At 32.4% G+C, this 1,396-nt stretch carries 2 protein-coding genes; one reads left to right on the forward strand and one right to left on the reverse strand.

The features are described from left to right. Positions 1-197: 197 nt before the first annotated feature. On the forward strand, positions 198-1,064 hold the full coding sequence (locus AB0N16_RS41785; RefSeq protein ID WP_365806034.1) for a phosphodiester glycosidase family protein: 867 nt from the start codon (positions 198-200) through the stop codon (positions 1,062-1,064). Positions 1,065-1,088: 24 nt separating this feature from the next. Here AB0N16_RS41785 and AB0N16_RS41790 read toward each other — a convergent pair. Continuing rightward, positions 1,089-1,396 (reverse strand): hypothetical protein (locus AB0N16_RS41790; RefSeq protein ID WP_365806035.1); only part of this gene is annotated, 308 nt, incomplete at its 5' end.

Consider the following 1,396-nt stretch of genomic DNA (forward strand, 5'->3'; position numbering starts at 1 on the left):
GTTTAATAAAAAAATTTGCTAAAAATTTGGAGCAAGGTATTATAAAAATTTTAATTAAAATTTTTATATTTAAAAAAATAAAGAATACTAAAAGTAAACCTTATACGAGAGATTTATTTGGTCGTGACTAAACAACAATTATGGAGGAAAAATTGGAACGAAAAAAAAAGAGTAAAAAGAGTAAAAGGAGTATCAGGGTGATAATTATACCTATCTTAATTTTTATTACCCTTATAGGAGCAGGGGCTTATGCCTTAAGAGATTCACTTATTCCTACTGAACATACGAAAACAAATAGTTCGGATCAACCGACCAAAACTTCGGTTTCTAACGGTTACGTGGAGCAAAAAGGTGAAGAAGCTGCTGTGGGTAGTATAGCACTTGTAGATGACGCTGGAGTACCAGAATGGGTTAAAGTTCCCTCAAAGGTAAATTTAGATAAATTTACTGATTTATCTACGAATAATATCACTATTTATCGAATTAACAATCCGGAAGTCTTAAAAACAGTTACCGATCGTACGGATCAACGGATGAAAATGTCAGAAGTTATAGCTAAGTATCCTAATACTTTGATTATGAATGCTTCCGCTTTTGATATGCAGACAGGACAAGTAGCTGGATTTCAAATTAATAATGGAAAGTTGATTCAAGACTGGAGCCCAGGTACAACGACTCAATATGCTTTTGTTATTAACAAAGATGGTTCGTGCAAAATTTATGATTCAAATACACCTGCTTCAACTATTATTAAAAACGGAGGGCAACAAGCCTATGATTTTGGTACTGCAATTATCCGTGATGGTAAAATTCAACCAAGTGATGGCTCAGTAGATTGGAAGATCCATATTTTTATTGCGAATGATAAAGATAATAATCTCTATGCTATTTTGAGTGATACAAATGCAGGTTATGATAATATAATGAAATCAGTGTCAAATTTGAAGCTCCAAAATATGTTATTACTTGATAGTGGTGGTTCAAGTCAACTATCTGTCAATGGTAAAACGATTGTTCCTAGTCAAGATGATCGAGCCGTACCGGATTATATTGTGATGAAATAAAAATAAAAGAACCTCTTGGTTCTTTTATTTTAGAGATTTATCAAAAAGGGTTTTGACTGAGTCTAATTCTGTTTGAGAAACGACCTTAGCTCCATTTTCATCTGTTGTATGTAGATTGAGCTTGCTGGTATTCTTTAGAGCCTTATTGTAGCTCATAACGATCGTTTTAGCATCATTGAAACTTATATTGGTTTTAACAGTGTTTGAAAAAGCATAGAGAATTTCTCGATAGTAATTGAAACTTTCAAGTTTTTTCATATGAGCAATTTTTTGAATATTTCCGTAGAGTTCCATTGAGACATTTTGAATCCGAGTGATTAAAGCATCCAAAT

The organism is Streptomyces sp. NPDC051105 (assembly GCF_040682795.1).
Lineage (GTDB): Bacteria > Actinomycetota > Actinomycetes > Streptomycetales > Streptomycetaceae > Streptomyces.